This window comes from Paenibacillus sp. Y660 (genome assembly GCF_057221575.1).
Genome location: NZ_JBXBBJ010000007.1, coordinates 107,373 through 125,870 on the forward strand (window position 1 = coordinate 107,373; position 18,498 = coordinate 125,870).

30 protein-coding genes and 1 pseudogene are annotated in these 18,498 nt (G+C 42.5%); 25 read left to right on the plus strand and 6 right to left on the minus strand.

The annotated features are described in order from the left end of the window. Nucleotides 1-815 precede the first annotated feature (815 nt). Together AC2TDN_RS10920 and AC2TDN_RS10925 are read right to left on the minus strand one after the other, a co-directional pair. Nucleotides 816-1,115 carry an excalibur calcium-binding domain-containing protein gene (locus AC2TDN_RS10920; protein WP_484688087.1) on the minus strand — a complete coding sequence of 100 codons (300 nt, stop codon included), beginning with the start codon at nucleotides 1,113-1,115 and terminating at the stop codon, nucleotides 816-818. Continuing rightward, nucleotides 1,101-1,481: pseudogene (locus AC2TDN_RS10925) on the minus strand (NucA/NucB deoxyribonuclease domain-containing protein); the annotation flags it as partial. The pseudogene AC2TDN_RS10925 and the gene AC2TDN_RS10920, both read right to left, overlap by 15 nt. A gap of 419 nt (nucleotides 1,482-1,900) precedes the next feature. Here AC2TDN_RS10925 and AC2TDN_RS10930 point away from each other — a divergent pair. Next, the gene (locus AC2TDN_RS10930) at nucleotides 1,901-2,881 is read left to right on the plus strand and encodes a hypothetical protein (protein ID WP_484687996.1); all 981 of its coding nucleotides are present in this window, start codon (nucleotides 1,901-1,903) and stop codon (nucleotides 2,879-2,881) included. Between the two features lie 100 nt (nucleotides 2,882-2,981). Here the strand turns inward: AC2TDN_RS10930 and AC2TDN_RS10935 are convergent, their stop codons facing one another. The 4 genes from AC2TDN_RS10935 to AC2TDN_RS10950 all read right to left on the minus strand — a co-directional run bounded on the left by AC2TDN_RS10935 (nucleotide 2,982) and on the right by AC2TDN_RS10950 (nucleotide 5,659). Next, nucleotides 2,982-3,650, minus strand: a complete 669-nt coding sequence (locus AC2TDN_RS10935) for a hypothetical protein (RefSeq protein ID WP_484687997.1) — start codon at nucleotides 3,648-3,650, stop codon at nucleotides 2,982-2,984. Nucleotides 3,651-3,716: 66 nt separating this feature from the next. Beyond that, the gene (locus AC2TDN_RS10940; RefSeq protein ID WP_484687998.1) at nucleotides 3,717-4,352 is read right to left on the minus strand and encodes a hypothetical protein; all 636 of its coding nucleotides are present in this window, start codon (nucleotides 4,350-4,352) and stop codon (nucleotides 3,717-3,719) included. A gap of 216 nt (nucleotides 4,353-4,568) precedes the next feature. Then, nucleotides 4,569-4,961 carry a hypothetical protein gene (locus AC2TDN_RS10945; RefSeq protein ID WP_484687999.1) on the minus strand — a complete coding sequence of 131 codons (393 nt, stop codon included), beginning with the start codon at nucleotides 4,959-4,961 and terminating at the stop codon, nucleotides 4,569-4,571. After that, a complete protein-coding gene (locus tag AC2TDN_RS10950; RefSeq protein ID WP_484688000.1) occupies nucleotides 4,958-5,659 on the minus strand; it encodes a helix-turn-helix domain-containing protein in 702 nt (233 codons plus the stop codon). The genes AC2TDN_RS10945 and AC2TDN_RS10950 overlap by 4 nt, the downstream gene beginning before the upstream one ends. A 225-nt stretch (nucleotides 5,660-5,884) precedes the next feature. Between AC2TDN_RS10950 and AC2TDN_RS10955 the strand changes: the two genes are divergently transcribed. From AC2TDN_RS10955 to AC2TDN_RS11070, 24 genes are all read left to right on the plus strand, one after another. Then, complete coding sequence (locus AC2TDN_RS10955) at nucleotides 5,885-6,118, plus strand: helix-turn-helix domain-containing protein (protein WP_484688001.1); 234 nt, start codon at nucleotides 5,885-5,887, stop codon at nucleotides 6,116-6,118. 21 nt (nucleotides 6,119-6,139) lie between these two features. After that, nucleotides 6,140-6,781 (plus strand): Rha family transcriptional regulator, encoded by a 642-nt coding sequence (locus tag AC2TDN_RS10960; RefSeq protein ID WP_484688002.1) that lies wholly within the window; start codon nucleotides 6,140-6,142, stop codon nucleotides 6,779-6,781. Between the two features lie 196 nt (nucleotides 6,782-6,977). Beyond that, complete coding sequence (locus AC2TDN_RS10965; protein ID WP_484688003.1) at nucleotides 6,978-7,142, plus strand: hypothetical protein; 165 nt, start codon at nucleotides 6,978-6,980, stop codon at nucleotides 7,140-7,142. Nucleotides 7,143-7,162: 20 nt separating this feature from the next. Further along, nucleotides 7,163-7,483: a hypothetical protein gene (locus tag AC2TDN_RS10970; RefSeq protein ID WP_484688004.1), complete on the plus strand. Its 321-nt coding sequence runs from the start codon at nucleotides 7,163-7,165 to the stop codon at nucleotides 7,481-7,483. Further along, nucleotides 7,480-7,644 (plus strand): hypothetical protein, encoded by a 165-nt coding sequence (locus AC2TDN_RS10975; RefSeq protein ID WP_484688005.1) that lies wholly within the window; start codon nucleotides 7,480-7,482, stop codon nucleotides 7,642-7,644. Before AC2TDN_RS10970 ends, AC2TDN_RS10975 begins: the two co-directional genes overlap by 4 nt. Before the next feature lie 80 nt (nucleotides 7,645-7,724). Continuing rightward, nucleotides 7,725-8,000 carry a hypothetical protein gene (locus AC2TDN_RS10980; RefSeq protein WP_484688006.1) on the plus strand — a complete coding sequence of 92 codons (276 nt, stop codon included), beginning with the start codon at nucleotides 7,725-7,727 and terminating at the stop codon, nucleotides 7,998-8,000. A gap of 74 nt (nucleotides 8,001-8,074) precedes the next feature. Further along, on the plus strand, nucleotides 8,075-8,278 hold the full coding sequence (locus AC2TDN_RS10985) for a hypothetical protein (protein ID WP_484688007.1): 204 nt from the start codon (nucleotides 8,075-8,077) through the stop codon (nucleotides 8,276-8,278). After that, entirely contained in the window at nucleotides 8,271-8,753 is a 483-nt protein-coding gene (locus AC2TDN_RS10990) for a hypothetical protein (protein ID WP_484688008.1), read from the plus strand. Before AC2TDN_RS10985 ends, AC2TDN_RS10990 begins: the two co-directional genes overlap by 8 nt. A gap of 12 nt (nucleotides 8,754-8,765) precedes the next feature. Further along, on the plus strand, nucleotides 8,766-9,008 hold the full coding sequence (locus AC2TDN_RS10995; RefSeq protein ID WP_484688009.1) for an AbrB/MazE/SpoVT family DNA-binding domain-containing protein: 243 nt from the start codon (nucleotides 8,766-8,768) through the stop codon (nucleotides 9,006-9,008). A gap of 21 nt (nucleotides 9,009-9,029) precedes the next feature. Then, complete coding sequence (yyaC, locus tag AC2TDN_RS11000; RefSeq protein WP_484688010.1) at nucleotides 9,030-9,533, plus strand: spore protease YyaC; 504 nt, start codon at nucleotides 9,030-9,032, stop codon at nucleotides 9,531-9,533. Between the two features lies 1 nt (nucleotide 9,534). Next, complete coding sequence (locus AC2TDN_RS11005; protein ID WP_484688011.1) at nucleotides 9,535-9,822, plus strand: hypothetical protein; 288 nt, start codon at nucleotides 9,535-9,537, stop codon at nucleotides 9,820-9,822. Between the two features lie 25 nt (nucleotides 9,823-9,847). Then, complete coding sequence (locus AC2TDN_RS11010) at nucleotides 9,848-10,048, plus strand: hypothetical protein (protein WP_484688012.1); 201 nt, start codon at nucleotides 9,848-9,850, stop codon at nucleotides 10,046-10,048. A 4-nt stretch (nucleotides 10,049-10,052) separates the two neighbouring features. Then, nucleotides 10,053-11,636 (plus strand): ATPase, encoded by a 1,584-nt coding sequence (locus AC2TDN_RS11015; RefSeq protein WP_484688013.1) that lies wholly within the window; start codon nucleotides 10,053-10,055, stop codon nucleotides 11,634-11,636. Continuing rightward, nucleotides 11,637-12,536: a RecT family recombinase gene (locus AC2TDN_RS11020; RefSeq protein WP_484688014.1), complete on the plus strand. Its 900-nt coding sequence runs from the start codon at nucleotides 11,637-11,639 to the stop codon at nucleotides 12,534-12,536. It abuts the gene before it with no gap. Continuing rightward, entirely contained in the window at nucleotides 12,536-13,297 is a 762-nt protein-coding gene (locus tag AC2TDN_RS11025; protein ID WP_484688015.1) for an MBL fold metallo-hydrolase, read from the plus strand. The genes AC2TDN_RS11020 and AC2TDN_RS11025 overlap by 1 nt, the downstream gene beginning before the upstream one ends. After that, entirely contained in the window at nucleotides 13,298-13,915 is a 618-nt protein-coding gene (locus tag AC2TDN_RS11030) for a 3'-5' exonuclease (protein ID WP_484688016.1), read from the plus strand. Nucleotides 13,916-13,939: 24 nt separating this feature from the next. Further along, nucleotides 13,940-14,605: a DUF1642 domain-containing protein gene (locus AC2TDN_RS11035; protein WP_484688088.1), complete on the plus strand. Its 666-nt coding sequence runs from the start codon at nucleotides 13,940-13,942 to the stop codon at nucleotides 14,603-14,605. 13 nt (nucleotides 14,606-14,618) lie between these two features. Further along, on the plus strand, nucleotides 14,619-15,470 hold the full coding sequence (locus AC2TDN_RS11040; RefSeq protein WP_484688017.1) for a hypothetical protein: 852 nt from the start codon (nucleotides 14,619-14,621) through the stop codon (nucleotides 15,468-15,470). Continuing rightward, a complete protein-coding gene (locus tag AC2TDN_RS11045) occupies nucleotides 15,424-15,768 on the plus strand; it encodes a hypothetical protein (RefSeq protein WP_484688018.1) in 345 nt (114 codons plus the stop codon). Before AC2TDN_RS11040 ends, AC2TDN_RS11045 begins: the two co-directional genes overlap by 47 nt. 47 nt (nucleotides 15,769-15,815) lie before the next feature. Next, the gene (dnaB, locus tag AC2TDN_RS11050; RefSeq protein WP_484688089.1) at nucleotides 15,816-17,174 is read left to right on the plus strand and encodes a replicative DNA helicase; all 1,359 of its coding nucleotides are present in this window, start codon (nucleotides 15,816-15,818) and stop codon (nucleotides 17,172-17,174) included. A gap of 138 nt (nucleotides 17,175-17,312) precedes the next feature. Then, a complete protein-coding gene (locus AC2TDN_RS11055; protein ID WP_484688019.1) occupies nucleotides 17,313-17,516 on the plus strand; it encodes a hypothetical protein in 204 nt (67 codons plus the stop codon). After that, entirely contained in the window at nucleotides 17,509-17,649 is a 141-nt protein-coding gene (locus AC2TDN_RS11060; protein ID WP_484688020.1) for a hypothetical protein, read from the plus strand. Before AC2TDN_RS11055 ends, AC2TDN_RS11060 begins: the two co-directional genes overlap by 8 nt. 3 nt (nucleotides 17,650-17,652) lie before the next feature. Next, nucleotides 17,653-18,099 carry a hypothetical protein gene (locus tag AC2TDN_RS11065; protein WP_484688021.1) on the plus strand — a complete coding sequence of 149 codons (447 nt, stop codon included), beginning with the start codon at nucleotides 17,653-17,655 and terminating at the stop codon, nucleotides 18,097-18,099. Next, nucleotides 18,092-18,496 (plus strand): LexA family protein, encoded by a 405-nt coding sequence (locus AC2TDN_RS11070; protein ID WP_484688022.1) that lies wholly within the window; start codon nucleotides 18,092-18,094, stop codon nucleotides 18,494-18,496. Before AC2TDN_RS11065 ends, AC2TDN_RS11070 begins: the two co-directional genes overlap by 8 nt. Nucleotides 18,497-18,498 lie beyond the last annotated feature (2 nt).

Below are 18,498 nucleotides of genomic sequence, written 5' to 3' on the forward strand. Positions count from 1 at the left end.
AATGCCGAAAAACACTATAATTGCTAAGACGATGGGAAACAAGTTGATTAGAGAACCCTCGGGAATTCTTCTGTACCATTTAAAAATTGGGTACAAAAATAATATGAAAATTATAATAGTAAAATGTGCAATTGTTAGTGAATATAGTACCTCACTATAAAAATAATCATAATTCAAAATGGTGGTTTTTATCAATAATGTATCGTTATTAATGATTGATTTTAGGTAGTTTTCAAACATAACAGGTTCTTTTGATTGATAAAGCATTATGTATGGAACATAAGGCGAGAATTGAATTAAGAAGTAAGATCCATATGCCCAGGCTAAAAGAGTGATGCAAAAAAAATAGTATTGCCAATACTACTCTCTTAAATCTACGCAAACCTTTTTCGATTAGTCTCAAATTAATAATTTTATGTATTTTTATTATCAAATAAAAAAAGAAAATGGGGAATAATGAACATATAAATAGAAATGAAAAAATAAAAGAATAAAAAAGAACTAAAGAAAACGGAAAATCGATTGGGTTTTGAAATGCAGTTATAATAGATAGAACTTCATTTTTCCCTTTGCTTTGAACAATAATAAATCCGATACAGTAGGCTATATTGAAACCAATAAAACCACTTAGGAAACCAATTATTAGCTTTAAAGGTAGAGGAAGCTTTAGGTATCGTAATATCCAACTTGAAAATGGAATGAATTCTTGTTTTTCCTCAATAAATTCGATTAAACTCTTATTCAAAGATCTAAACATGAGAATTAAGCTAGTTAGGATATTATTTAAATTGATTTGATAACCTGTATCCGAATTATTATTCACAGGCCACACCATCTCCGTCACGATCTAGTTTTCTACTGTATCCAGGATCACCCTCATAAATTGGATCGGCACCTGCAGCTCTTACAGCAGAACAGTTAGCATAGTAAACAGTTTCCTCTACTACAACTGGGGCTTCTGTTGGTTTTGCAGTAGGAGCTTTAGTAGCTACTGGTTTTGCTGTTGCAGCAGGCTTCTTAGTGGCTACTGGCTTTTCAGTAGCGACGACAACTTCAGTTGCATTTGGTACCGCAGCTTCAACTACTGCGTCTGATTTTCCTACGACAAACAACACTCTAGTACCATCCTTCAAGTCCTCGAGTTGATTACCTACCCATGAGCCGGCACCGCGATTGTCAGAAGGCGTTACGTATGCAATGTCAGCGTCTTTGCCGCCTTCCACGCACATAGCCATTGGCCATTCATCTCTATCAACCCCCTTTTTTGTATCAATGCCTTTTAAGGATTCTGCACGGTTATCTTCAGCACCGTTTCGATCTATCGTACATACAGCTGACTTACCACTTTCAATGGCATTTAAAATGTGTGCTGCAGTTTCAGGAAAACGATCTGATGGAAACTCCAAAGTAATGTCAGCAACCTCAGCAGTAGTACCGGTAGTAGCTGTAGCAGTTGTAGCTTCAGGTGTTGCTTTAACTATCGCACTCGTTGTAGCAGCTGTAGCAGTAGGTGAAGATGCTATTACTTCAGGAGATGGTTTCTCTGAAGTTTCAGGCGTTGGTGTGATAGCAGTAGAGGATTGATCTGGAAGTTCTAATTCTTGCTGAACAGTTGCAGCACAACCCCCGAATGAAATAACTATGACCCCAACACAGGATAAGCAGATCCATTTGAATTTCTTCACATTCTGTTTAGTGAACTTTTTAACAATCCAACCGGCCCCACCAGCAATAAACCCAATAATAGATAAGAGACCTAATACGACAAATAAACCAAACAAACTCTTTCCCCCTCGAACAAAATATAGTATGATTCTACTACATTTTCTTTTTGATGGGTATATTTTCCTAAGAAATTTTAAGCTTGTCAAAGCTAGTATATTATTAAACGAGGTGAACCATGGAAAATCCAAATGAGTTTCTTAATAAAGTTGAAGACAAAAATAAATGGCTCAGGTATGTGGCTTTTACTCTAGTTGCAATTGGATTATTACTTCCCTTAGCGATACTAGTAGTTAATAATATGTATAGAAAAAACTTATTTTCTGAGGGAGTAGTTTTATTCTTTCAAGATATTTATGAACTCGGAGTAATCGGAGATTTAATCGGTGGATCGGCCGCCCCATTATTGAACTTAGCAGCTTTTATAATTTTATTAGTTTCGCTAAATTATCAGCGAGCAGAACTGAGACAATCAAGAGAAGAACTGAGACAATCAAAAGAAGAATTTATAAATTCTATTCAAGAATTAAGAGCTACGAGGCAAATTGCTATTGATCAAGGTAAACTTATAATTCAACAGAGGTTTGAAACTACTTTTTTTAATTTGTTTAATATATTTCTAGGTATTTCTGAAAAAACTAAAAACTCACCAAAAATAATAGATTACAAATTTGATATATTTACATATTTATTCGAAAGTTTAAATGCTCAATTTGAATCAGTGTTATCAAGAGTTGATCGACATGAAGAAAATGGTAAAGAAAAAAGTGAATTAGATAATTTTGATTGTCTTTCTGATTTAATAAATGAACATTATCAAGAACACAATGACGTATTAGATCCTTATATGGATAGTCTTAATAATCTAATTAAATTAATATTAACATTGAATGATAGGGAGGAGGTCAGGTTCTACAGGCAAATTTTATTTACTCAGTTATCAAAGTATGAATTATCTTTTTTATATTATTATCCTAAATTCGCTAATAAATATTTTCTAGAAGCATCTCTAAACCAAGTAAAATTTAATGATATTGTTTTCGATCGAGATACGCCGTTAGTAAATGATAATCATTTTAATTTTTTTAGTGATTTAAGATTTCTTGATTACAAGCTCGACAGAGAAGGTAACGAGATAAAACTTCCGCCAATCCTTTAAACTAAACCAAATTGATATTTCTAGCGACTTTTTAAAGGGAAAAATAGATATAATAAAAAACCGACTGCGTCATGTTCTGCAGTCGGTTATAATTGAAAAATTATTTTATATTTTCTGATGTAAGTAATGCTTTTTCAAAATCATCGTAATAAAGTAACTCTTCCTCAATAAATTTCTTATATTTTATCTCGTAATCTTGCCCATCTTTTAACTGAGAGTTATCTATAAAATTCAAAACAATTAATGTGCTATTCATTGTAATGAAATACTCATCAAATAAAGGTCTGTTTATGGATTTATATTCTTCTATGATGTTATCGTTATCTTTATTATTGATTGCATTTATTGATAAAAATGATGTCTCTGTGATCTCTGGCATGTAAATATAATTTACTTTAACCAGTAATTCCGATTTATTTGATTTATAAAAGGATTCATAACGAGTAGGAGTTGTGATATCTCCATTAATTGCATCAGATATCATATCATCTAAATTATTTTTTGGGAAAGAAATTGTTTTGCTTACTACAGCTTCTGGAGTAATATCAGTAAACGCGTTTGATTTGAAGGATTCTCTGAATTTCATAAAAGAATCTTTAAATTCAATGTGGCTTAACGTAGATATACTATCTTCAGTATTCTGATCTACTTCAGATGTTAATTGATTCTCCGTTTGTTCGATACTTACTTTCTCTGCATCACTACTACACCCAGCTAAAACCAAAACAATAAGAAACATTACTACTTTTAGTTGAAAATTCAGATTCATAAGTATTCACCTTTTCGTGTTGAAATGGGCCAACAATTGTTGGCCCGTTTCATTTAGATTAGTTTATTATTGATACCAAGCCTCGGAATGAATGGCAAGTGCTTTTGGATAAATTTTAACATTGATAGGTACAGTGTAGTAGTATTTTTTTAAATCCTGAGTGCTTTGTGTATAATATCGAAGCGCTCCACCTGAAGATTGTCCTTTATAATATAAATTTATGTAACCCGTCTTATACGCTGGGATACTGAGAGTGCCAACATATCCTACAGCTTCGTTAGTTTGGCGAATTTCTTTAAATTCTGCTCCAAGTTCAATACCTACTTTACCTATAATACCAGCTTTTACACTTGCAGAAAAGCTGACACTGCCACCCCATTCGGAGCCCTGAGTCGTGGACGAAGTTATAGAAGCTTGCATTGGAAAGGCTCCGCCGTTTCTGGTATTGTCGTGTGAGAAATTCGAGATTAACTTAAATTTATTGACTACACTTGAATAGCTTGAGACATAAGAATCATAATAAGGCCCTAACAAAACATCTTGTGTATGCATCATTTCAGATTCTGGAATACCGTTCACTGTAGATTCTGTTGCAGGTGCAGTTACTTCTGTTGTTATTGTCTTTTTTGCTGCCGCTGCACTTACAGGAAATGCCAAAACAGCAGCAAGTGTTAAGAGAATGATAGATTTTGAAAATTTCATTATATGATACACTCCTTCAATTTTTTTACGTATTCGGCGCCGAATACAAAAGTGACTATACCATTAAAAGGAAAAAAAACACAACGAAAAAATGATTGGTATTTTCCGAAGTCTGTTTTGCGTGCCGTGAGAAATTTATGAATAGTTTTCATTATTTACTTAAAAAAGATCATAAAAATAGACCTCAGTGCTTGAGACTGGAGTCATCTATTAAAACTATTTCCAAGTGAAAGAAGACATTATGTTCATCTGTAATACCTCTTCAATATCACAAATTTGAATAACCAGCTGCTGAATATCACCAACTAAGAACTGAGGGGCGAACTTTTCGCCTCTCAGTTTATTTATTCTTGTCTTTACAGTAGGTAGATGTATGCCGAAATGATTTGGCCGCTCGGGGCTTACAACTAATTCAGTTGATGCGATTGACAGGCTAATAATGTGATCATCGAAATCTTCAGACATATAACGATGAAAGGGGAGGTTAACCGGCACATAGATATAATCTTGAGTCCAGTCAACTCCCCCTTGTTTAAACTTCAAGATCATCCACACAGGCACGAGCTCTGCCTCTATATAATCAAAGTAAACTGATAATTTAGCCTTCACACATCAAACTCAACTTTCTTAACTTGACCTTGTATACGTACTTCATAAATCGGCAAGATACGTGGAGGTATATCCCTATTAGCTGCCTGGAGAACAACAGTGTCCCCTTCGTAGTAAACTCGTTTTAAAGTTCCCTCATCGCCGTTAACTATAACTACTCCGATTTTTCCGTGCTCGCAATGGCTTTGGCTTTTAACCAGAACGCGCATACCTTCGTGGATTCCTTCATCAATCATAGAGTCGCCTTTTACTATTAGATAAAAATAATCACCGTCTTTAACAGTCTCCTTGGAGACAACTTCATAACCGATGATTCGTTGTTCTGCAAGAGAGTCGTACCCTGCGCGAATATCTCCGAATATTGGTATCTGAATCATTTCTACTGATGGGGCTGAGGAAGGCACAAGTGAACTCTTTGTTAACCTGATTGTTGGTTTGGAATGATGTTCGTCAATTAAATTATCATAATTAGTTGCTATTATAGTACTTCGTCCTAGAAGATAATCAGTTGTAACATTGAAAATATCTGCTAATTGACTTGCCATATCTGAACTTAAATTACGTTCTCCTCTTTCAATATCATAATAATATTGAGGAGTTATTCCTAAATCCCTCGCAATTTTTGTTCCGCTAATCTTTCTGCCTGTTATATCTCTATAGTTAAGTCTGATTTCTCTCAATCGATGAGTTGTATTCATACATTAATCCTCCTGATTTGTAAGCTAATAGCTTGCTTAAATAATACCACTTACAAATTATTGTAACAACAAGCAAATAGCTTAAAAAATGAGCAAATATCAGATAAATGAAGCAAATAGTTTACTTTATACACTAAATGCTTAATTATGAAGCTATATGCTTAATTTTGCTCGTTGTTATTGTTAAGCTATTTGTTTAATATTTATTTCAGGAGGTGAACAAATATGAGTAGTTTCTCGCAAATAGTGAAGAAAGTTGCAGCAGTAAAAGGAATGAAAAATTCTGAGCTAGCAAGACTGACTGGCTATAGCGCTCAACATATAAGTGATCTTTTATCGGGAGAAAGACGGTGGAATGAGGATACGATTAAAAAAGTATGTGTGGTACTTAGTTTGAAAATTAAATATGAACTCGAACAGAATGAAATAGAAGATGAAGATAAAGAAATTATCTTTTAAAACAAATGGAGGTATTTGAAAATGAACATTCTTGTACGAATTGAAAACGGTCAACCGGTTACCGACAGCTTGCTCGTTGCCGAAACGTTTGGCAAAGAGCATGATAAAGTGCTTCGTGACATACGTGATATGGATTGTAGCAAGGAATTCTCACTCGCCAACTTTGGAGAGTCAACTTACATCAACGAACGGGGTCGCATATACCCGAAATTTTTGATCACCGAATCCGGTTTCTCATTTCTAGTCATGGGCTACACAGGAAGAGAGGCTGCGCGCTTCAAAGAAATGTATATCGGTGAATTTAACCGGATGCGCCAGCAGCTCTCTGACCCTTACGCCAATCTAAGTCCTGAAGTCCGAGCGATCTTCGCTGTTGATACAAAGGTCCAGCAACTCGAGAGTCGTATCGATGAGATTGACGAGAAGGTCGAGACGCAGATCACATTAACGCAAGGGGAGCAACGGCGCATACAGAAGGCAGTGGGGGCTCGCGTTTACGACTTCACCCAGGACGCAAGCGAACGCAGTTCAATGTTTCGCGAATTGTATCGTGAGATCAAAGACCGCTGGGCAGTGCCGAGCTATCGCGATGTGCTTCGGAAGGATTTGCTGGACGTGATTAAATATATTGATGCTTGGTTCCCTAGGAAGGTGATCAACTGATGACAGCCAGTGAAAGAGCTCGCCAAATAATTGCTGAAGCGAAGGCAAGAACAAAAACGTTTCGTGAAGTCATGTCAGCAGTCCGAGCTGAGTGTGTGGCAATGCCACCTAATACCGGAGCCAATGAAATACATGGGCAAGCGTTGAGCTTCCTATTTTCTGAAATGTATGACGCTCCACACGGAGGTGCTCCAGCATGTACTTCATCTTCAGAGTAGGCTCCTCTTGGCCGGGAGAATACGACGAATACCTTGTCCCGAAAGACACGACTCGCCCTTCGCAGCACCGTTCAGCCACAAGGTATGTTAACCGCCGTCTACCGCTAGGTAACCGCACACGCGGCGATGTTGGGCTTATCTAATCGAAAGGAGATTGATTCTAATGCAACAAGGAAACCTGAGTTTCAAGCCAATGCTTCAAGCGATCGGACTCACGTCCGGCCCCGTCTATGCAACAGGCTTGATGAAAGGCCATGAAGCTGCCCGTATGGTAGCCGATTGTAAGGCACAAGAGACGATTCGCGCAGCTCATGAAATTGTAATCGCTGAAGCGGAGCCCGCCGGTAGTGTGGCTCATGTGGTGGACAGGCTTGCTACATTCTATCATTCGGATCACGTCAAGGTGTGTCAGCCGGAAATATTAGGAACACCTTTTGAAGAATGGCGAGACAGGCAGCTTGCTGCCAAGGGGATAACGCTATGATCGGCGAGCGCGATATCGAAACACTTTGCGATGCGGATTTTCGCTCCGTTGTCGTGTCGGACACCTTTCTAGTGAATTACCTTAATAAATTGACCATTGAATGGGCGCAGCAGACTTATAACCGTTCTGTTTGGGAGCCGCGTCCGTGGCCGGGTGAATAGCTGAAAACAGCTAGCCCTATTATTTTTTTGCCCAAAACGGCATTTTTAGTGGTTTTAGAGCTTGAGAGGGGGTGAAAACAGTGTCAAATGAAACGGTTATCCAATCGATCGCGGTCGGCCAGAACCTGCAGAGGACCTATACTGTCGGCGAAGAAGTAAACGGTCAAGTCGTGATTGAGATTATAAACATGAGCGAACATTACGAGGATCACGTTCATTCCGAATTTCATGTTTTGGATGAAGAAAAGCAATTGATCGTTCATATCGAGAATATGCCAGTTATTGTGGAATGGAAGACGATCGCGGTCGATGATAAGCTTCCGTTCAAACAAAAAAAAGACCTATCAGCGGGGTAGGAGCCGCGTCAGGTCTGCACCAAACAATTCAACGCCAGTTTAACACGGTGCTGGCAAGAAGGGAAGGGTCGGCTATGAATCAATTGATTCAAAAAATAAAGAATTGCAATACAATGCCGGAGCTTGATGGTCTCAGACTCGAGCTCGTTCAAGCCGGTAAGTCTTCGACTGAAGTATTCCGTAAACTCCAAACGGAGTTCATAGCTAAAAAGAACCAGTTAAGCAGAATCCCGTTAAGCGAGCGGAATTGGCAAGAAGGGAAGACGCGAATTGACTGAAAGAGAAATCACATGCTGCAAGTCGTGTGGCTGGGGATCTGATTCGATTACTGATTCTGAGATTAAGCAACAAGCGGAGAAACATGGTGATTACGTTTGTCTGAAGTGCGAGGAAAAGTATGAAGCGATCCTGAATTATGAAGGCGATTTTCGAATCAAGAACGGGTTTGGTTCAAATGAAGCATTTATCACAGAGGATTCAATTTACTACATTGAGGCCGACAGAGGTCGAGTTGTAGATCCAAAGGCTCCATTCCTTGGCTTCGGCGGTAGATGGTTCTTGATTATTAAAAGGCAAGACGGCAGCAATAATGCAATTGTCACAAATAGCTTATTCCATTGGGTCAGCATCCCCGCGGTTTTTCGTGAAAGGTTTAAGAAGTCAGGCAAAGTAAATTCGACCATAGTCGGAATGGAAAAATCAGAACTCGCAAATCTGCGAGATATTTTAAAGAACATTAAACATTTAAATTAGGAGGGCTTTTAAATGATGAAGGCAACCGGTGTTGTAAGGAAAGTAGATGAGTTAGGACGTGTTGTGCTCCCGATTGAGCTGCGCCGCACATTGGATATTAATGTAGGTGATTCCCTTGAAATTTATGTTAACGGTGAGCAAATAGTGCTCAAAAAATATGCGCCAGGCTGCGTGTTCTGCGGAAGTTTGGACGCTTTGAAAACTCATCATGGCAAGTTGATTTGCAGCGATTGCGCGGCTGCTGTAGGCAAATAAGCATTGAAAGGAAGGGTTAACTTGGACCAATTTCTAAGAGTTTTGCCTAGCGTCTCTGTTCACAAGGTGCATTTTGTTTGCATAGGCACCGATAGATCGACTGGTGATTCTCTGGGTCCACTAGTCGGAACTCGCCTTAAACAACTCGGATTCCCGAATGTCATCGGTACAATAGACGATCCTTGTCATGCTGAGAACCTTGATGAACTGGTTGATGAAATTCCGGACGATCGTGTCATCGTCGCTATCGATGCTTGTCTGGGACAAATGAGCAGCGTAGGTAGGGTTAAAGTCGAAAAGGGCCCAATACATCCAGGCTCAGGAGTTGGTAAAGAGCTTTCACCGACCGGTGATTACGGAATCAGTGGGATCGTCAATGTAGGTGGATTCATGGAATATTTCGTCTTACAAACCACACGACTGAGCCTCATTTTCAAGATGGTGGATGAGATTGTTGAGGGCATTTGTAGTGTATATGACCCAGTCATCGCTATGGTGGCTGCCGGGATAGAACAGGAGGGTTAATGTGGACCGCATAACATTGAAGCATTATCAAGAGCGCGCTGCTAAGGCTCAGGCGCTAGTTGATCAAATCGATAAACTCGTTAAAGAGATCGATGCAGCAAAGCATGCGTTTCAGGTGAAAATCTATACATTGGGTAGTCGAACCAATACAGAAATCGGGCGATTTGATCAATCAAATCAGTATGAAAATGATTTTGAAACCAAATTGTTAGCAACCATGACCAATGTTTTTATCGACATGACACTTAAAGAAATTCAAAGGCTTGAGCAAGAGCTCGCTGAATTATAAACCAAACCAATCGGAGGAATTACCCATGAATCATAATCCGAACCAAATACCCAAAAAACGTTATAGGGGAAATAAGCGCCCTTATAAGCCTGGCACAATCGGTCTGTCAAGTGTTTCTGAGCAAATTCAAAAACGCTACCGCAACGTTATTCTAACTCGCAAAGAGCGCAAGGAGCTGGCTCACATACGCGGTGAACGGTTCATTCCGATCATAGGAGGTTGGTAGACCGATGGCTAAAATTGTTCGATTCAAAGAACTTGAGCTCGTTAATTTCACGGGGCTCCGCAGCCAGACAGTCCACTACGGCAAAGTAACTGCATTATCCGGACGTAACGGGCAAGGTAAAACATCCATCGGCACTGCGCCGGTATGGGTCCTGTTTGGCAAAGATTTGCTCGGGGCCGATTACACATCAACCAAAAACAGCCCACGGCCTAGCAATTATAAATACGATCGGGTTTTCGCATCGCTGCTGCTGTCGGTTGACGGCACGGAATACAAGTTTGCTCGGGAGATCGCCGGCAAGACGAACAGCTTTTATGTAAACGACATTCCTAGATCAGCAACTGAATACGCCGATGCGATCGCTTCTTTGTTTTCACAAGACGAGTTCATGGCCTTATACTATCCGGCTTACTTCTTCGGCCTTCACTGGACCAAGCAGCGCGCATTGTTGATGCAAGGCGTAACGCCGCCACCTAATAAAACAGTATTTACCGAGATGTCTCGAACGGCGCCGGAACAAAAGGCGAAAGAAATCACGCTTAACCCGCAGGCTGCCAAGCTGGCAGAGCTCACGAAGAAACACACCATCAACGATTTGGAAGCCAAGCACAAGGAGCTCAAGCCGAAGCTGGACAAGGCTCACACCGAGGCTGTCGGAGCCACAAAGAAGATGCGCGAGATGCTCGGGCGCGTGCCAGCAGTTACGGAGAGTATTGATTCATTGAAAGAGAAAGTATCCGCTGCAAAGGAAGTTTTCTGGAAAGAGGACGCAATCGTTGCAGAAGCTTCCTCCATCAACTCTCACTATACGGAACTGAAATCACGGTACGAATACCTCAATCAGCAAGTGCTTTCATCGAAAGATGCATTTCCAACGCTTCGAGATGAAACGATCAAGGATACCTGTCGCACATGCCAGCAGCCGCTTAAGGCTGAGGATGTAGAGAAGGTGAAAGCCGAGAAGGAGCAGCGAGTCGAAGCATACAAGGTAAAGCATAAAGACCTTCAAGAGAAGCGTAATGAGGCGAAGGCGGCGCTGGACGAGGCTCAATGGATTGATGTTGCTGAACAGAAGGAGAAGGCTGCAAAACTAGAATCGGAATGGGAGACATTATCCGGTCAGCTTAGAGCAGCAGAAGAGCATTCCCGACTTGCTGCGGAAGTCGCGGCAGCCGAAGAAACTGAAGCTTCTACGCTTGCTAGCCTGCGTGAGACGACATTCATCTTGGATGCGATTAAAGCATTCCGCGCCAAAGAGGCGGAGCTGCAGGCTGCCGAGATTCAATCCAAGTTCACAACACTCTCAATTCGTCTTTACAAATATGTAGCTTCTCGCGATGAATATGATCCGGATTTCAGTGTCCAGAAGGATGGCAAGGATTACATTTCACTATCGGTTGGAGAAAAGATCAGCGCTGGCTTGGAGCTCACTGAAGTGTTGTTCAAACAATCAGACCTCATTACACCGGTGTTCATCGATGGAATCGGAGAGTATACGGGCCAGATCGCAGCTTACGATCAGATAATTACCGGACGAGCTATTCCGGAACAAGATTTAAAAATTGAAGTGGATGGAGTGATTGTTTAAATGAGTAAAAACCAACAAGTTGCTGTAATGACACCGGAGATCAGAGAGGCCTTTCCGCCAGAGGTTCTAGAGGTGATCCGGACATCCCTTTGCCCAACAGCAACCGACCCTGAATTCTTGCTATTCGCACATAAGGCTGCCTCATACCGACTCGATCCTTTTAAAAACGAAATCTTCTTCATTAAGTACGGTCAGCAAGCCCGTATCCAATTCGCCGCTGAAGCTTATCTCTCTAAGGCCCGTGAAAAGGAAGGTTTCCAGCCGCCAGACACGCAGATGGTATGCGCAAACGATGAATTTAGGATGATTAAAAATCCTGAAACCAAAGAAATGGAAGTGATTGTTCACGAAATCGGGTTCCCGCGTGGTCAAATCATCGGAGCCTATTCGATTGCTTATCGTGATGGTAAGCGGCCAGTCACCGTCATCATGGATCGTTCGGAAATTGAGCATATGTTCAGTGGCCAGAACAAGGATAACTGGAACAAATGGACGACCGACATGTTCGGAAAACACGTTGAGCAGCGTGGTTTGAAGAAGCAATACGGACTTGAATTTGGAGACGATGAAACAAGCCAACCTGTTGGTTCTCCCGAATCTTATGTTCGTAAAGATATCACCGAAGAAGCGAATGCTGCCAGCGGGGAACAAGTAGTAGAGAGTCCGAAGCCTTCCGCTTCAGAGACAGGACCATCTGATGCCGTTACAGAACTGTGGAAAACCATAGGCGCCAAGCTCTCAGAATTGGGACACTCAACAAAAGCTGCAGCGGCGAAGTATCTGAATGATAATCTCAAAATCCAGGGCGAAAGTGCCACGGAAGCTGACCTCAAAAAGTTAATTAAGGTAATCGACATGGAAATTGCCGAGAAAGCTGCCGGCGACGACGACCTAGAATAATGGGGACCATCGTTAAAGTCCTATCAACAGGTTCTGAAAAAGGGTCATGCATCTACATTGCCACGGAAGGAGCCAGCATCTTAGTCGATGCTGGTCCATCCAAAACGAAAATAGAGAAGCTACTGCTCGCCCAAAACTATGACCCTACTAAAATCGATGCTATATTCGTCAGCCACGAACATGGTGACCATACCGACGGCCTTGGCTTCGCAGATAAATTCAAGATTCCTGTTTACGGCAGCGAGGGGACGCTTAAAGCAATTGGCAGGCTGGAGAGCGGCAGGGTTGTTAAAACAAATGGTTTTACCGGCTTCGCCTCCTTTCAACTCAGCTATATGAACGTCAAACCCTTCAATATCTCGCATGATGCTATGGAGCCATTCGGCTACACAATCCATTCCGCCGACAAAAAGGTAAGCGTGCTGATGGACACCGGATGCGTAAACGAAGAAATGATCGCAGCTATGGAGCACAGCGATATCTACGTGTTTGAGTGCAATCATGACATTGAAATGCTCAACGCTAACCCGAAGTACCATGACGGCCTTAAATATCGGATTCTCTCTGACATTGGTCATATGTCAAACGACGCTGCAGCAGAGGCGTTGGCCAAGCTGATCCATGGGCGCGGCGAGCAGATCTATTTGACTCATATGAGTCAGAACAACAACACAGCAGTGCTGGCCGAGAAGGCCGTAAAGCTTGCCTTATTCGATAAGGGATTTGTGAAAAACAAGCATTACAAATTGGAGGTCTTTTAATTGCCTTTTAATATTTTAGACGACATGTGCGTCTTCGATTTTGAAACATCTGGTCTTGACCCAGCAAAAGAGCGAGTCATCGAGATGGCCGCAATTCGTGTAGTAAAAGGTATGCAAGTGTCAGAATTTCGGACCTTCGTGAAATTTGACGGCAAACTAGCGCCGAAGATTACGGAGCTGACGGGCATTACAGACGAGCACCTGGTTAACGGGATGGAAGAAAAGCAAGCCTTCTTGAATCTTCGCAGGGTGATGGGACCGCAAACACTTTTGGTAGCACATAATGCAACGTTTGATCTCGCATTCCTTCATTATGCAATGTTCAGAATAAGCGAAATCACATTTGCTAATCCATTTCTCGATACACTGACGATCGCGCGGGACCGGACGCCATACCCTCATAAGCTGGAGAATATGTGCGACAAATACGGTATTAAGCTGGACGGTGCGCACCGGGCATTAAACGATGTTGAGGCAACGCTAGCGATGCTGCAGGTAATGCATTCGGAGCAGCCGGTTGATGAGTGGATCAATAAATTGACCTATGTAGAAAAATACGGAAAGCCTGTATGGGTGCCGGCGCATGCCGATCTGGCCCCAGTGGTATGGAAAAAATAAAGGATGGTGATTTGAGTGAGATATATGCAGGTAAAGGAAGGTTTTCGTTTTCCTGATCAAGAGGTTAAACCGGGCACGATACTAGCAGTTGGAGCAGAATCAAGCGATGAATTGGTTTTTATTCTTGAAGGCGAGCTGATGTATCGCAGTGTGCATTTGAGCCATCTTGAGGAAATTGATCTTGGGAAGCTGGTCGAGGCGCTAAGGATAGCTCAAGAAGATGAGAAGCTAGCTGTCGCCGCCGCTGATAGACTAACCGATAACGTCATTCAATTACAGGGCGAATGCAGGCGATTGATGGATGAAGTTGATGCAGCCCGCGAGCCGGAAAAGGTCGTGTTGCCGAAGAAAGTAGCGGTAGCTATTGAATATTTTCGTAATATCGATTGCAAATATTCTAATTACGATATTGCGAGATTCTTATTTAAACCGAAGTCTTACGGGGATAACGAACATACGATAGCTATTAAAGATTTCATCTACCCTTTTGATAACCGCGATCATGGCGATAAGCTAATGACTGCATTAGTCAACGGCTACACCGTGGAGGAGCCAGTAGACCGCGAGCAGCGCCTTCGCCTCGATATTCAGGAGCTCTTTGCAAGCTGGGAAGGCGGTAGCCGGATCAGCGAGCTTGCCAAAGATGCTGACAGGCTGCTAGAGCAACATTTTTCAGAATCTACTAATTGAACGGGTGAGGTGAATGCAAGGTTTCATCCTAGATCACCGACAAGAGTTGATCAGTGATATTTGGAAAATGCCCCCTCTGTATCACCGCTTATGGCAGTGGCTGAAATACATTGCAAACCATGCTGATAATGAAATTCCGATGAGGGATGGAACTCGCATGCTGATCAAGAGGGGGCAACATTTAACGTCGATTCGGGACATCGCAGAAGACATTGGCTGGTATGAGGGACGCAAGAAAAAGGTGCCTAATCCGAAGACAATTGACGCTATTCTAAAATTTTTAATACTCAACGATATGATTTCGATAGATCGCGGTAAGGGTAACAGGGAATACACGCTCATAACCCTTATAAACTATGACAAATATCAGCCTGTTAAAGATCAGGGTAACGGAAAAGTAACAGCTGATGGAGAAGGTAGGGAACACCTGATGGATATAAACAATAATGAATACAATTATAAAGAATTAATATCTATTGTTTTTGATCATTGGATGAGTAAAAAACTTGTACAACACAAATCTTTAAATCCTCAAATCAGAGCTCAGATTTCATACAAGCTTGGTCAGTATTCGAAAGATGAACTATTACAGGCTATCGATGCTTACGACAACATTGTCAATAACCAAGACTACAAGCTTGATACAAGATGGGGCTTAGCAGACTTCTTAGGCAAAGACCATTTCGAAAAGTTCCTACCAGATCGAGATCCTTATACCTTTTACCCCAAGGTCGTAAATAATCTAGTTCCACCAAAACAAACTAAGTTCGAAAAAGATAAAGAAGAATTACGGCGGATGCACGAGGAGGCGGCGGCCCGTGAAAGAGACCGAAATAGTGGCACTCTTCGCATTGATCAGAATTGATTTTCCTTTTTTTGAGCAAACCCGAGAGCGCGCGCAGCATTGGTATGATCTGATGTCTGACTTACCTTTTGATGCGGCATTGAAAAACTACAGGGAGCACGTGAGAACCAGTGACCGGGAGCCAAAGCCGGCGAACATTATCCGTGCCGATCAGCTGCTCACACAAAATCAGGACATGCTCCGACTTGAAGCTGCTGAACACATGAGCAATATTGATCACTGGGCGGCTTCCGATGCTGTGGCACCTGATTGTTTTTGGGAAAACGGACGCAAGTTTCTAAGGGGTGAGCAAGCATGAGCTATCCAAACGAAGCCCCTGCCGACTATGAGGGCAGTTATCTGGGGATGCCGGACGACGAACCGTTCAACCTTCAAGCTGAGCAGGCTGTAATCGGATCGATCCTGTTTAACGCTGAGGCTTTTGAAAAGGTGAAGGATCGACTTACCTATCGGAAGTTTTATGACAAGTCACATCGGACGATTTACAAGGCGATGTGTGAAGTTTATGAATCAAAGGCGCCGATCGACATTGTGACGGTCAGTGCGGCGCTGCAGGATGAAGAAAAACTCGAAGCAGTGGGAAATGTTTCGTACCTTGCCCGCTTAGCCGGATCGGTACCGACAGCATCAAGTGTTTCCTTTTACTCCGATATCGTTTTGGACATGTCACTGCGGCGTGAATCGCTTGAAATTGCTCGGGAGCTGGTAAAGCATGCTACATCGGAGCAAGACGTTGCTGGGTTCGTCGCTTTAGCTGAAAAGCGTATATCTAAGTTGACGGCGGAAAATAAGCCGCCAAAAGCGTTTGTGGCGATCAAGGACGCACTCTATCTGGTGTTCGAACAAACGGAGGAGAAATACAACAATCGTCATATCAACGCAGGCATTACCGGTATGCCAAGCGGTTTAACTGATCTGGATAAGATGACCGCCGGCTTCCAGAAAAGTGATCTTATAATCATCGCAGCCCGCCCTTCCGTCGGTAAGACGGCTTTCGCTCTTAACATTGCTCAGAACGTAGGTATTAGAGCCAAGGAAACTGTCGCAATTTTTAGTCTCGAAATGTCGGCTGCGCAGCTGGTGCAAAGGATGATTTCGGCCGAAGGAAACATTGACGGAGAAAAGCTAAAAACGGGATATTTTGAAGCGGATGATTGGGGGAAGATGACCAATGCGATCGGCATCCTCTCAGATGCTAATATTTTCATCGATGATACACCAGGTATTACGGTCGGCGAGATTCGTTTTAAATGCCGCGAGCTAAAAAAGGAAAAAGGGCTTGGCATGATTCTAATCGACTACTTGCAGCTTATTTCGGGACGCGGTAAAGCGGGCGAGAACAGGCAGCAAGAGGTATCTGAAATATCGCGTACGTTGAAGCAAATTGCGCGTGAGCTTGAAGTTCCTGTTATCGCACTCTCGCAGCTCAGCCGGGGCGTTGAGCAGCGGCAGGATAAGCGGCCAATGTTGTCCGACCTTCGGGAGTCGGGATCGATCGAACAAGATGCTGATATCGTAGGATTCCTTTATCGGGATGATTACTATGACAAGCAAACAGAAAAGAAGGATATCATCGAAGTTATTATCGCCAAGCAGCGTAACGGCCGGACTGGCACCGTGGAGTTGGCATTCAGAAAAAGTTACGGCAAGATGCTTAATATTGATCGCCAAACCACAGTGGACGACCATGAGGAACTGGTATGAAGCGGCAGCGGCGTATTCACGTTGAAGTCGATCCTTACTTTCAAGAAAATCCTTGGGAGATCGTGAAGGATGTTCATGGAAAGGTGATCGGCGAGGTGTTCTTGCTGCCAATGATAAAACAGAACGGAGGAAAGCCAAATGGAAAAGGGAACAAAGTCCGGTCTAACTCCCGGCGACAAAGTGGTCATGCACACCTGCGTCGAGGCGCGAAAAAACGAAGGTAGAGTGTGGTCTGTACGATCACATCCTTGGGATGTATGCGGCGAGGAATGCGTCCTGCTGGAAGGAAAGTCTGGAGGATTTGCAACGCGGTATTTACGGAAGGTGAATGACGATGCTTGATTTTTCGCAAATGGAAATCGGAGCTATTATTCATAAACAAGGAATTGTAATAGTGCTGAACGGTAAATTTTTCGGCCCCTTTGATGATCGGCAGCTTGAAAGAATTGTAAAAATGCTAGAGGAGGAAGCGTAGGAAATGATAGATCAAATAAAAGAAGCGTTGGAGAAGGCTACACCGGGACCGTGGCACAAAGTAGAAAACCTTGAATTTGACGTCTACACATCAGCAGGCACACTTGCATACTGCTATGAAGAAACGGACGCCCATTTAATCGCCAACACTCCCACCTATATCCGCTACCTCCTTGAAGAACTGGAGAAGGCGCAGAAAGACGCCGAAACATTTAAACGAAGAATGCACAATGCCGTCAGAACATCGGTAGACATATCAGAAGTCGAAACTCTTCGCACCGAACACACCGCCATGAAGGAAGCGCTGGAATGGTATGCGGATAAAAAGAACCACAAAGAAAATGTTGTCGATCAGTGGGAGCCGGTCTTGCCAATCGGCAAAGATGAAGGCGAAAAGGCACGCGCTGTTCTTTCTACTCTCACGACGACGGAGGCTGACAAGCATGGCTAAATCCGAATTTGCAAAGCAGCTCGATACACTTGTAATGACGGACGAACAGGTTATCACCCAGGTACAGGAGTGTTTGTCAGCTAACAAGCCAATCAACATCAGCACGATGCGGCGCGGCCTTGAAATCCTGATAGCTGAGCGGAAGATGCAGCCGCATCTGGCAATCGGACTAACGCCACTTAATAAACGCCAGGCAGTAATATTCGATTTCCTTGTAGCATTTGTAAACCAAAATGGATATCCGCCAACTATTCGAGAAATAGGGGAAGCAGTCGGATTATCATCTAGTTCAACCGTGCAATCTCATTTGGACCGGCTGGAGAAGAAAGGTTATATCAAACGGAATGTTAAGTGTGGCAGGCCGCGCAGCTTGCAAATAACAGGTAAGAGGGAGTGAGT

Bases quoted from the DNA above. Each gene is read 5' to 3' on its own strand.
- AC2TDN_RS10930 (WP_484687996.1), top strand. From the start codon at position 1,901: ATGGAAAATCCAAATGAGTTTCTTAATAAAGTTGAAGACAAAAATAAA.
- AC2TDN_RS10935 (WP_484687997.1), bottom strand. From the start codon at position 3,650: ATGAATCTGAATTTTCAACTAAAAGTAGTAATGTTTCTTATTGTTTTG.
- AC2TDN_RS10940 (WP_484687998.1), bottom strand. From the start codon at position 4,352: ATGAAATTTTCAAAATCTATCATTCTCTTAACACTTGCTGCTGTTTTG.
- AC2TDN_RS10950 (WP_484688000.1), bottom strand. From the start codon at position 5,659: ATGAATACAACTCATCGATTGAGAGAAATCAGACTTAACTATAGAGAT.
- AC2TDN_RS10955 (WP_484688001.1), top strand. From the start codon at position 5,885: ATGAGTAGTTTCTCGCAAATAGTGAAGAAAGTTGCAGCAGTAAAAGGA.
- AC2TDN_RS10960 (WP_484688002.1), top strand. From the start codon at position 6,140: ATGAACATTCTTGTACGAATTGAAAACGGTCAACCGGTTACCGACAGC.
- AC2TDN_RS10965 (WP_484688003.1), top strand. From the start codon at position 6,978: ATGTACTTCATCTTCAGAGTAGGCTCCTCTTGGCCGGGAGAATACGAC.
- AC2TDN_RS10970 (WP_484688004.1), top strand. From the start codon at position 7,163: ATGCAACAAGGAAACCTGAGTTTCAAGCCAATGCTTCAAGCGATCGGA.
- AC2TDN_RS10975 (WP_484688005.1), top strand. From the start codon at position 7,480: ATGATCGGCGAGCGCGATATCGAAACACTTTGCGATGCGGATTTTCGC.
- AC2TDN_RS10985 (WP_484688007.1), top strand. From the start codon at position 8,075: ATGAATCAATTGATTCAAAAAATAAAGAATTGCAATACAATGCCGGAG.
- AC2TDN_RS10995 (WP_484688009.1), top strand. From the start codon at position 8,766: ATGATGAAGGCAACCGGTGTTGTAAGGAAAGTAGATGAGTTAGGACGT.
- AC2TDN_RS11010 (WP_484688012.1), top strand. From the start codon at position 9,848: ATGAATCATAATCCGAACCAAATACCCAAAAAACGTTATAGGGGAAAT.
- AC2TDN_RS11015 (WP_484688013.1), top strand. From the start codon at position 10,053: ATGGCTAAAATTGTTCGATTCAAAGAACTTGAGCTCGTTAATTTCACG.
- AC2TDN_RS11020 (WP_484688014.1), top strand. From the start codon at position 11,637: ATGAGTAAAAACCAACAAGTTGCTGTAATGACACCGGAGATCAGAGAG.
- AC2TDN_RS11025 (WP_484688015.1), top strand. From the start codon at position 12,536: ATGGGGACCATCGTTAAAGTCCTATCAACAGGTTCTGAAAAAGGGTCA.
- AC2TDN_RS11035 (WP_484688088.1), top strand. From the start codon at position 13,940: ATGCAGGTAAAGGAAGGTTTTCGTTTTCCTGATCAAGAGGTTAAACCG.
- AC2TDN_RS11040 (WP_484688017.1), top strand. From the start codon at position 14,619: ATGCAAGGTTTCATCCTAGATCACCGACAAGAGTTGATCAGTGATATT.
- dnaB (WP_484688089.1), top strand. From the start codon at position 15,816: ATGCCGGACGACGAACCGTTCAACCTTCAAGCTGAGCAGGCTGTAATC.
- AC2TDN_RS11055 (WP_484688019.1), top strand. From the start codon at position 17,313: ATGGAAAAGGGAACAAAGTCCGGTCTAACTCCCGGCGACAAAGTGGTC.
- AC2TDN_RS11060 (WP_484688020.1), top strand. From the start codon at position 17,509: ATGCTTGATTTTTCGCAAATGGAAATCGGAGCTATTATTCATAAACAA.
- AC2TDN_RS11065 (WP_484688021.1), top strand. From the start codon at position 17,653: ATGATAGATCAAATAAAAGAAGCGTTGGAGAAGGCTACACCGGGACCG.
- AC2TDN_RS11070 (WP_484688022.1), top strand. From the start codon at position 18,092: ATGGCTAAATCCGAATTTGCAAAGCAGCTCGATACACTTGTAATGACG.